The sequence below is a fragment of the Parafrankia colletiae genome, assembly GCF_001854655.1.
In the GTDB taxonomy this organism is placed as follows: Bacteria; Actinomycetota; Actinomycetes; order Frankiales; family Frankiaceae; genus Parafrankia; species Parafrankia colletiae.
In genome coordinates, this window is sequence record NZ_MBLM01000157.1 from 40,488 (window position 1) to 50,748 (window position 10,261).

The 10,261-nt window shown below is 73.6% G+C and carries 8 protein-coding genes; 2 read left to right on the top strand and 6 right to left on the bottom strand.

All coding sequences use genetic code 11. The features are described from left to right. Positions 1-45 precede the first annotated feature (45 nt). Positions 46-2,460: a 1,4-alpha-glucan branching protein GlgB gene (gene glgB / locus CC117_RS29000; protein WP_071089993.1), complete on the top strand. Its 2,415-nt coding sequence runs from the start codon at positions 46-48 to the stop codon at positions 2,458-2,460. Positions 2,461-2,618: 158 nt separating this feature from the next. Here glgB and CC117_RS29005 read toward each other — a convergent pair whose 3' ends face one another. Further along, the gene (locus tag CC117_RS29005; protein WP_071089996.1) at positions 2,619-3,548 is read right to left on the bottom strand and encodes a tetratricopeptide repeat protein; all 930 of its coding nucleotides are present in this window, start codon (positions 3,546-3,548) and stop codon (positions 2,619-2,621) included. Between the two features lie 123 nt (positions 3,549-3,671). Next, entirely contained in the window at positions 3,672-4,061 is a 390-nt protein-coding gene (locus tag CC117_RS29010; protein WP_084132977.1) for a thiamine-binding protein, read from the bottom strand. 234 nt (positions 4,062-4,295) lie between these two features. Between CC117_RS29010 and CC117_RS29015 the strand changes: the two genes are divergently transcribed. Beyond that, a complete protein-coding gene (locus tag CC117_RS29015) occupies positions 4,296-5,765 on the top strand; it encodes an ATP-binding response regulator (protein ID WP_071089999.1) in 1,470 nt (489 codons plus the stop codon). A gap of 103 nt (positions 5,766-5,868) precedes the next feature. Here the strand turns inward: CC117_RS29015 and meaB are convergent, their stop codons facing one another. The 4 genes from meaB to CC117_RS29035 all read right to left on the bottom strand — a co-directional run bounded on the left by meaB (position 5,869) and on the right by CC117_RS29035 (position 9,961). Next, positions 5,869-6,930 (bottom strand): methylmalonyl Co-A mutase-associated GTPase MeaB, encoded by a 1,062-nt coding sequence (meaB, locus tag CC117_RS29020; protein ID WP_071090002.1) that lies wholly within the window; start codon positions 6,928-6,930, stop codon positions 5,869-5,871. Further along, the gene (locus CC117_RS29025; protein ID WP_071090005.1) at positions 6,927-8,111 is read right to left on the bottom strand and encodes an acetyl-CoA C-acetyltransferase; all 1,185 of its coding nucleotides are present in this window, start codon (positions 8,109-8,111) and stop codon (positions 6,927-6,929) included. Before CC117_RS29025 ends, meaB begins: the two co-directional genes overlap by 4 nt. Positions 8,112-8,417: 306 nt before the next feature. Then, the gene (locus CC117_RS29030; protein ID WP_071090008.1) at positions 8,418-9,407 is read right to left on the bottom strand and encodes an FG-GAP repeat domain-containing protein; all 990 of its coding nucleotides are present in this window, start codon (positions 9,405-9,407) and stop codon (positions 8,418-8,420) included. Then, positions 9,404-9,961, bottom strand: a complete 558-nt coding sequence (locus CC117_RS29035) for a SigE family RNA polymerase sigma factor (RefSeq protein WP_051102613.1) — start codon at positions 9,959-9,961, stop codon at positions 9,404-9,406. Before CC117_RS29035 ends, CC117_RS29030 begins: the two co-directional genes overlap by 4 nt. Positions 9,962-10,261 lie beyond the last annotated feature (300 nt).

The window sequence follows — 10,261 nt, forward strand, 5'->3', positions numbered from 1 at the left end:
ATCGATGACGATGCCCTGACGACGAGAGAGGGACAGGTGGCCGTAGTGGACGATCCCCGCGACATCGGGCGGGCCGGGTCCGTGAACGGGCTCCCGGACGCGGTGCGCCTGACGAGATTCGCCGACACCGCGGTCGCGGACCGGCCCGGCACGGCCGACTCCGCCGACCCGGCACGGCCGGCCGACCCCGCCGGCACGCGCGCGCCGGCCGCCGCGGCGTCACCGGCCGGCGCGCCCCCGGCCGACCTGCCGCGGGAGGAACTGGACCGCCTTGTCGGCGGCGCGCACCACAACCCGCACGGCATCCTCGGGCCGCACCCCAGCGGAGCGTGGACGGTGCTGCGTGCGCTGCGCCCCGACGCGACGTCCGTCGACGTGCTCGTGGACGGCGAGCGTCACCCCATGGCCCGGCTGCACAGCGGCGGGGTCTTCGGCGTCGCACTGCCCGGCCGCACCTCCGACACCGGCGTCCCCGACTACCGGTTCGAGGTGACCTACCCGGACTCCACCCACCTCGTCGACGACCCGTACCGCCACGCGCCGACCCTCGGCGAGGTCGACCTGCACCTGATCGGTGAGGGCCGGCACGAGCAGCTCTGGACGGTCCTCGGCGCGCAGGTACGCCGTCTGCGCGCGCCCGGGAGCGACGTCGAGGTGTCCGGGGTCAGCTTCGCCGTCTGGGCGCCGAACGCCCGGGGTGTGCGCGTGATCGGCGACTTCGACTTCTGGGACGGCCGCGCGCTGCCGATGCGGGTGCTGGGGACGTCCGGCGTCTGGGAGCTGTTCGTGCCCGGGGTCGGCGTGGGCACCCGCTACAAGTACGAGATCCTCGGCGCCGACAGCGTCTGGCGGCAGAAGGCCGACCCGATGGCCTTCGCCACCGAACGCCCGCCGGCCACTGCCAGCGTGGTGCACGAGTCGGACCACACCTGGCAGGACGCGGCCTGGCTGCAGCGCCGGGCGAGCACCGCCTGGCACGCCTCGCCGGTCAGCATCTACGAGGTCCACCTCGGCTCGTGGCGGCGCGGCCTGAGCTACCGGGAACTCGCCGAGCAGCTCGTCGAGTACGTCGTGGAGAACGGCTTCACCCACGTCGAGTTCCTCCCGGTCGCCGAGCATCCGTTCGGCGGCTCCTGGGGCTACCAGGTCACCTCCTACTACGCCCCGACGTCCCGCTTCGGGAGTCCGGACGATCTACGCTTCCTCATCGACGCCCTGCATCTCGCGGGCATCGGCGTGATCGTCGACTGGGTGCCCGCCCACTTCCCGCGGGACACCTTCGCACTCGCCCGCTTCGACGGCACCCCGCTCTACGAACACCCCGACCCCCGCCGCGGCGAACAGCCGGACTGGGGCACCTACGTGTTCGACTTCGGCCGGCGCGAGGTGCGCAACTTCCTGGTCGCCAACGCGCTGTACTGGCTGGAGGAGTTCCACGTCGACGCGCTGCGGGTCGACGCGGTCGCCTCGATGCTCTATCTGGACTACTCCCGCCCCTCCGGCGAGTGGACGCCGAACCGGCACGGTGGCCGGGAGAACCTGGAGGCCGTCGAGTTCCTGCAGGAGGTCAACGCCACCGTCTACCGGGTGGTGCCCAGCGCCATGATGATCGCCGAGGAGTCCACGGCCTGGCCGGGGGTGACCCGCCCGACCCATCTCGGTGGCCTCGGCTTCGGGTTCAAGTGGAACATGGGCTGGATGCACGACACCCTCGACTACACGTCCCGGGCGCCGGTCTTCCGCACCTACCACCACCACCAGATGACGTTCTCGATGATGTACGCCTACTCCGAGAACTTCATCCTGCCGTTCAGCCACGACGAGGTCGTGCACGGCAAGGGCTCGCTGCTGCGCAGGATGCCGGGCGACCGGTGGGCGCAACTGGCCAACCTGCGGTGCCTGTACGGCTACATGTGGGCCCACCCGGGCAAGCAGCTGCTGTTCATGGGCTGCGAGTTCGGCCAGGACAACGAGTGGAACGAGGGCACCACCCTCGACTGGCACCTGCTGGACGACCCGGGGCACGCCGGGATCGCCCGTCTCGTCCAGGACCTCAACCACACCTACCGGGCGAATCCGACGCTGTGGGAGCGTGACACCGATCCCAGCGGCTTCTCCTGGATCGACGCGAACGACGCGGAGAGCAACGTCTTCGCGTTCGCCCGCTGGTCGGAACACGGCAACCAGGTTCTGGCCTGCGTGACGAACTTCGCCGGCGTCGGCCACGTCGACTACCGGCTCGGCTTCCCGTTCGCTGGCCGCTGGCGGGAGGTGCTCAACACCGACGCGGCCGAGTACGGCGGCGGCGGCATGGGCAACTTCGGCGCGGTGACCGCGGTACCGGAACCGTCGCACGGCCTGCCGGCCTCGGCGACGCTGGCGCTGCCGCCGCTCGGCACGCTCTGGTTCCGCTACGAGCCGGAGGAGCCGTCGGCGCTTCCCACCGGCCCCGACGACTGACAGACCACGCCTGTCAGATCAGCGCTCCTGGCGGCCGGCTCTGCCCCCGCTGCCCCCGCTGCCCCCGCTGCCCCCGCCCGCCAGTCGTGACGACTGGCGGGCGGCGGGGGCGGGGCCGTTTCGCGCGACCGCCGATCACACGGGGAAAGGTCGGCGGCTCAGAACAGGGCCGCGGCGAGCGCCCGCCGGGCCGGGGCGACCGCGGGCTCGTCGTCACCGAGCGCCTGGAAGAGCCCGACCAGGTGGGCGCGCACCTTCTCCCGGTCGTCCCCGGAGGTGCGGCGGATCAGCTCCACCAGCCGGCCGAAGGCCGTGGCCGGGTCGCCCTGGGCAACCGTCAGGTCGGCCACCGCCAGACCGGCCTCCACGTCGTACGGATCCGCGGCCAGCCGCTCGCGCAGCCAGGCCGTGTCGTAACCGCCGACCCGGCGCAGCAGCTCGACCCGGGCCAGCCCGATGGTCGCCTCCGGATCGGCGGGCGACTCGGCCAGCTGAGCCCGGAAGGCCTCGGCCGCCGAGTCCAGGTCGCCCTGGGCCATCGCCTCCTGGGCGGCGGCCAGGTGCGGCGGCGGCTCCGCCCCCGCCGCGGCGCCGCCGAGGTCGCCGACCGCGCTGAGCAGCTGGTCGAGCCAGCTGCGGACCTCGCGCTCAGGCACCGCGCCGGTGAACTCGCCGACGATCCGGCCGCCGACGACGGCTTTGACCGCCGGGATGCCCTGTACCTGCGCGGCCTGCGCGAGACCGGGATTGGCGTCCACGTCGATCTTGGCGAGGATCCACTGGCCGCCGTCGGCCACCGCCAGGCGCTCCAGCACCGGGCTGAGCTGCTTGCACGGCCCGCACCACTCCGCCCAGAAGTCGAGGACGACCGGCACTTCCATGGACCGGTCCACCACCTCGGTGGTGAACGTCGCCTCCGTCACATCGATGACGACGGGACCGGTGGCGACGCCCGGCTGGCCGCCGGAGCCGCCCGGCCCGCCCGCCGGGGGGGTGCCGGGACGCCCCGCCGGGGGCGGCGGTGCGGCGGGCTTGGGATCGAGGGGCACGGCGCCGGCCAGCCGCAGACCGCCAAGTGACTCGGGCATTCGGCCCGGCCCGCCCCTGCGCGGCGAGCCGGGGGGGACAGGTGACCTCCGCTGCATGGTCCCATCGTTACACCCGGCGGATGAACCTCGGGCGCCACCGGTCGACTTTTTCCCACGTGGCCCTCACCCAGCCGAGCGCACGGGCGCTCCGCCGGGTGACCGGCCACCCGGCAGAAGCGGCGCCCGAACGCCGACGGGACGGGCCGGGCAGCGGCCTMAGTCGCCCGAAAGGTGCCGTTCGATGCTGGCCACCTTGTCGTGCAGCGCGTCGGTGACACCGGGCCGAATGTCGGCCTTGAGCACCAGGCTGACCCGCCCGCCGCCGGCCGCGGCCGCCTCAGCCGCCCGCCGCACGACGTCCATGACCTCGGCCCACTCGCCCTCGACCAGGGTGAACATCGCGTTGGTCTCGTTGGGGAGCCCCGAGTCGCGCACGATCCGGACGGCCTCGGCGACCGCGGCCGCGACACCCTCGCCGGCCCCGATGGGAGTGACGCTGAAGGCAACAAGCATGCGACAGGCGTACCACGCGGGACGGCGCCGCCGATGYGGTCCCGATGTGGCCCGACCGGGCGACGCTCTCCCACCTGGGACACCACCTGCGCGACGATGACGTCACCAGATGTAAACGGGACGCGCGAATCAACCCGCCCGAGCCAAGCCCGGGACAACGCCCGCAGACGGTACGCCCTACCATGACCCGCCGTGGGGTGGATGCAGTTTTATGACGAGACAGACGAGGCATAGGTGGGGCTGACTACCCTCCTCGAGACGCTGACGGACCTGGTGGTGATCGTCGGTGCGGACGGGCGTGTCCGGGAGCTGAGCGCCGGTGCGCGCGCGTTCCTGGGAGAGCGCGTCGGTGCGGCACCGCAGCTGCACGAGCTCTCCGGCGTGGTCGAACCCACCTGCCGGGCGGAGCTCGCCAGCCCGGTGTCCCAGGCGCTGACCCGCGGCGGGGTGTGGCGGGGCACCGTCTGGCTGGTGGACGGCGCCGGCATCGTGGCGCCGTACGCGGTGACGGCCAGGCTGGACCCGGCTGGCGGCATCGTCATCGTCGCCCGCGACACCGTCGACGCCCGCGCGCGCGGCGCCGCCGAGGCCGAGTCGCGGTCGAAGGACGAGTTCGTCGCCCGGCTCGGCCACGAGCTGCGCACGCCACTCAACGCCATGCTGGGCTTCGCCCAGCTCATGGAGCTCGAGCCGCTGACGCCCGACCTGCACGAGGACGTCGAGCGCATCATCACCGGCGGTCGGCACATGCAGGCCCTGATCGACGATGTCCTGGATCTGGCGCGGCTGCGCGCCGGGCGGGGCGACATCAACAAGGGCCCGGTGAACGTCCTGGACATCGTCCAGGGCGTGGTGGAGCTGGTCGAGCCGCTGGCGGAGCGGCGCGGCATCCGGCGGATCATCCATCCCGCCCGGCCGCTGATCGCGGACGCGGACCGCCGCCGGCTGTGGCAGGTGCTGCTCAACCTGATCGGCAACGCGCTGAAGTACGGCCGCGAGGGCGGGAACGTCCGGGTCGGCATCGTCCCGGTGACGGGCTCGCGCCTGCGCATCGAGGTGGAGGACGACGGCGTCGGGCTGTCGCCGGCCTCGCTGTCCCGGCTGTTCCGCCCGTTCGAGCGCCTCGGGGCGGAGGACACCGGGGTCGAGGGCAGCGGCCTCGGCCTGGCCCTCTCGCACGCGCTGGTGACGGCGATGGGCGGCGTGCTGACCGTGGCCAGCCGGCCCGGGGTGGGCAGCGTGTTCGCGGTGGTCCTCGACGCGGTGGACGTTCGTTACGACCACAGTGAGGACGACGCGGGCGAACTGGCCGGCGAGGGGCAGCTCGAGCCGGGCGGCCTGCGGGTGGTCCACGTCAGCGGTGATCCGGGGCTGCGCGAGCTCGTCACCGACACCCTGGCGAGCGCGCTGGGGGCGGACACGATCAGCGTGCCGCGCGGGGCTCTGGCGGTCGAGGCCATCCGGCGGGCCCGCCCGTCGCTGGTGCTGCTCGACCGGGACATGCCGGACGTCGCCGCGGTCGACCTGCTCCCCCGCCTCGCCGCGGACCCGGTGGCCGGCATGGTGCCGGCGTTCGTCCTGACCTCGGATGCCGACCCGGACGAGTGGACCCGCCTGCGCCGCGCGGGCGCCGCCCACGTGCTCGGCATGCCCCTGGACGTCACGACGCTGGTCGCCGCCACCTCCCAGCTCACCGCCTCCTGAGCCGGACGGTCTCCAGTGCCGTGACCGGCACTGGAGCAGCGCCCCCGCGGCTGGTCCTGCTTGCGCCCTGAAAGGGGCTGTAGGGCCCGCTGAGGGGCGGATGTCAGCTGCCGACGGTCCGGGACCGAGGCAGCTCGCGCAGCAGCGTGTCGGCGGCCGTGTAGGGATCAAGCCGACCCTCGGTCACCGCCTCGGCCAGGCGGGCCAGGCGTCCGCCCTCATCGAGGGCCCCGAGGCGGGCGCGTAGCCCGGCCAGGGCGATCTGGGAGATCTCCTCGCCGGCCCGCCGCAGCCGGCGGCGGGCCAGCTCTCCGCTCTCCTCCAGCCAGCTGTGGTGGCGACCGATCGCCGCCACCAGCTCGGGCAGGCCCTGCCCGGTGACCGCCTCCAGCCGCAGCACCTCGGGCCGCCAGCCGTCAGGCGAGCCGGTCGCGGTGCCTGCCCGGGAGTCCGACCCGGACATCCGGATGGCCGCCGCGAGATCGCGGCAGGTGTGGTCGGCCCCGGGCCGGTCCGCCTTGTTGACGACCAGCAGGTCGGCGATCTCCATGATCCCGGCCTTGGCCGCCTGGATGCCGTCGCCCATTCCCGGCGCGATCAGCACCAGCGTGGTGTCGGCGAGCGAGGCGATGTCCACCTCCGCCTGGCCGACCCCGACGGTCTCGACCAGCACGACGTCGAAGCCGGCGGCGTCGAGCACGCGCAGCGCCTGCGGCGTGGCCCAGGACAGCCCCCCGAGGCTGCCTCGGGTCGCCAGCGACCGGACGAAGACGCCGGGATCGGTGGCGTGCTCGACCATCCGCACCCGGTCGCCGAGCAGCGCCCCGCCGGTGAACGGCGAGCTGGGGTCGATCGCGAGCACCCCGACCCGCAGGCCCTGCGCCCGGTACGCGCCGACCAGCGCGGACGTCGACGTCGACTTGCCCACCCCGGGCGCGCCGGTCAGCCCGACGACCCGGGCACGGCCGGTGTGCGGGGCGAGCAGCGCGCTGACCTCCCGAAGAGCGGCGGACTCGTGCTCGACGAGCGAGATCAGCCGGGCCACCGCGCGGCGGTCACCCGCCAGCGCGGCGGCGGTGAGCTCCGCCGGGCCGGGGCGGGCGGGCCGCGGGCGGGAGTCGCCCTCCCGCGCCGCTGGCCTCACCCCGGCGGAGCCGGTGCTCACGCCGGGACGCGCAGCACCAGGGCGTCGCCCTGGCCGCCACCGCCGCACAGCGCGGCCGCGCCGACACCGCCGCCGCGGCGCTGCAGCTCCAGCGCCAGCGCCAGCGCGATGCGGGCCCCGGACATGCCGACCGGGTGCCCCACCGCGATCGCGCCGCCGTTGACGTTGGTGATGTCGGCGCTGATCCCCAGCTCGCGGATCGACTGGATGCCGACCGCGGCGAACGCCTCGTTGATCTCGACGAGATCGAGGTCGGCCGGGGTGAGCTTCTCCTTGGCCAGGGCGGCCTTGATGGCCTCGGCCGGCTGCGACTGCAGGGAGTTGTCCGGGCCGGCGACGTAGCCGGCGTGGCCGATCTCGGCCAGGATCGGCAGGCCCAGCTCCTCGGCCTTGGCCCGGCTGGTGACGATCACCGCAGCGGCACCGTCGGAGATCTGGGAGGCGTTGCCGGCGGTGATCGTCCCGCCGTCGCGGAAGGCGGCGCGCAGCTTCGCGAGGCCCTCCGCGGTGGTGTCGCCGCGAACGCCCTCGTCGGCGCTGACGATGATCGGCTCACCGCGGCGCTGCGGCACCTCGACCGGCACGATCTCGTTCTCGAACAGCCCGTTCTTCGCCGCGGCGGCGGCGCGCTGGTGCGACAGGGCGCTGAACTCGTCCTGCTCGGCGCGCGTGATGCCGTAGCGGGCGTTGTAGCCGTCGGTGACGGTGCCCATCGAGACCTGGTCGAACCCGCAGGTCAGCGCGTCGGCCGCGATGGAGTCGGTGACGGTGGTGTCGCCGTACTTCACGCCCGGGCGCAGCGCCGGGATCAGGTGCGGCGCGCGGGTCATCGACTCCATGCCGCCGGCGACGACGATGTCGAACTCACCCTGGTTGATGTAGGCGTCGGCGAGCGCGATGGCGTTCAGGCCGGACAGGCAGACCTTGTTGAGCGTCATGGCCGGCACGGTCAGCGGCACGCCGGCCTTCGCGGCGGCGTGCCGGGCGGCCGCCTGGCCGGCGCCGGCCTGGATCACCTGACCCATGATCACGTACTGGACCGCCTCGGGGGACAGCCCGGCCCGCTTCAGCGCGCCCGCGATGGCGATGCCGCCGAGCTCGACCGCGGTGAAGTCCTTGAGGGCGCCGGAGAGCTTGCCGACGGGGGTGCGGGCACCGGCCACGATGACAGAACCAGGCATGGACGCCTCCTCGGGATCACGGGTACCGGTTCACGCGGTACCGGCCCGCCACGGTTTCCCCGTGGTGCGCGGACCGTGTCGGGCTCGCACCACGGCCTGCCGGGTGGGGGGAAACAGAAAACTCTCCCATCCACAATAACGTGATCTTGGTTCCGGCGCCGGGGTCGCAGGCCGTCAGAAGGGTGCCTGGCGGCACCGATGTGACGAACATCCCCCGACAGGGCCCGGACCGGCTCCGCGGCCGGGGCCAGCGGGCCGGCCGCGGCCGCGTCGGTCAGGAGGCCTCGGAGTCGGGAGACCGCGGGGTCAGGAGAGGGTGCCGCAGGCCGCGATGAACGGGGAGTTGRCACTCGTGACGGTCAGCTGGCCGGGAACCGGGGCTCCGGTGGGGACCACCCCGTCCGGCGTGATCTGGACGGCCGTCGTGACGATCTGGAACTCGGCGCCGTCCGACGACGTCCCCGAGATGATCCGCAGCCCGTTCTCGTCGCAGCGGAAGCCGGAGCCGGTGGTGCCCGTCGCCCCGGCCGCGAGGCGCAGGCCGGGCGCAGGCGTCGCCTGTGCGAGGTCACCGCGGGCGGCGTAGCGCAGCAGGGCGTACTCGGTGACGCTGTCGCGACTCGCCGTGCGCACCAGGATGTCGGCGAACCCGTCGACGTTGGCGTCCACGACCGCGTAGGAGGCGGGGAGCTGCAGACCGGGCAGGTCGACGGAGTCGGAGCCCCCGCGGGAGAACGCCACCTCCACCTTGGTGCCATTGATCCGGACCTGGTCCGGGGCGCCGTCGCCGTCCAGGTCGTTCACGCCGGCGGGGCGGGTGGCCGGGGTCGGCAGGTCCAGCGAGCCGGAACCGCCCGGCCCGGTCGTCGTGCTCGCGCTCGGGGTGGACGTCCCGGCGCTGGTCGGGGGGGTCGTCGTGGCCGTGGCCGGGGGGGCTGTCGTGGTCCGGGGCGTGGTGCCGCCCGAGCCCTGGCCGCCGCTGCCCGTGCCACCGCGGCCCGGTGACGAGGAGGCCACAGGCCGACTCGACTCGGGGATCACCGAGGACACCAGCGGCGGTGCCGCCGGCTCGACCGTCTGCTCCGAGGAGGACGAGTGCGGCCGGACCGCGACGAAGGCCAGGACGATCAGCGCCGCCATCGCGACGCCGCCGGTAGCCATCAGCGGCACCCGCCACCAGGCACGATGCTCCACTCCGGCCCGGATGCGGTGCAGCGCGTCCGGGGACGCGCGCACCGGCTCCACCGCCGCCCGCAGGAGCCGGGTCAGCTCCTCCGGTTCGAGCCCGCCATTCACCGCAGGCCCTCCAGCTTGCCGCTCAGGGCCGTCAGCCCACGCGAGGTGTAGGCCTTGACCGACCCGACACTGCATCCCATGACCGCGGCGGCATCGGCCTCCGACATGTCCGCGTAGTAGCGGAGCACGACCGCCTCTCGTTGACGTCTGGGCAGCTCGCGCAGCGCCTGCACCACCGCGGCCCGCTCGACCAGAGAGTAGGCCCCCTCCTCCGCACTCGCGGCGTCGGGCATCGGCTTGGGAGCGTGCTTCAGAGCAACCAGTCGACGACGGAGGGTCGATCGTGCGAGATTGACCACCGTCTGACGGAGGTAGGCGAGGGCCTTGTCCCGGTCCTGAAGCCGGCCCCAGGCTCCGTGCACCCGGATGTAGGCGTCCTGCACGACCTCCTCACACAGACCGACGTCATCCAGCAGCAGCGCGGCGAGACGGACGAGGGACCGGTAGTGCTCGGAGTAAAGGGCCGTCAGAGCGGCATCGGCGTCGCGCGCGACTGCGCTACGGGCGGCGTCGCTCCGCGCAGGCACGGGTCGCCACCCTTCCACGACTGTCATGGGCGCGGTCACAACAGGTCTGACGCGCGCCGAGGCTCCAAGGTTGTCCCAGAAGTTCTATCGCGTCGCGCGGCACGCCGACACCCCTCAGTTCAGCCGGCCCGCCGACCTGCGGGTCCGCAGGGCCGGCCGGCGGCGGACCGTCACTCGTCCCCCGATCACAGCCGGAGGTAGCTCGAAGATGAAGCAGCTGGTTGATTCGATCATGGCCGGTTCGCCGCGGTCGGTGGAGCGGCGGGCGGAGTTCGCCGCGTTGCCGGTTCCGGAGTCGTACCGGGGTGTGGTGGTGCGTCGCGACGA